This window comes from Tolypothrix sp. VBCCA 56010 (assembly GCF_050875635.1).
GTDB lineage: Bacteria > Cyanobacteriota > Cyanobacteriia > Cyanobacteriales > Nostocaceae > Hassallia.
Map to the genome: position 1 here is coordinate 1 of NZ_JBPAOH010000539.1, position 219 is coordinate 219.

At 37.4% G+C, this 219-nt stretch carries 1 pseudogene; it reads left to right on the forward strand.

Annotated elements, in window-relative coordinates:
* Positions 1 to 26: 26 nt before the first annotated feature.
* Positions 27 to 219: pseudogene (locus AABK37_RS42265) on the forward strand (hypothetical protein); the annotation flags it as partial.

Below are 219 nucleotides of genomic sequence, written 5' to 3' on the forward strand. Positions count from 1 at the left end.
GCGTAGTCAAGTTTGGAAAAACAGAGTTGCATCAAAATATCGATGCATTAATGAAAGATTATTCTTGTTACCATACATTGCCCGCATTCCTAGCTCAACAAGTGATGAAATCAGTGAATGCAGAATGGACGGGTTTTTTTAACGCAATTAAGGAATGGAAAATTAATCCTTTATCGTTTACGGGTAGACCAAATCCACCAAATTATAAACCGCCGAAGG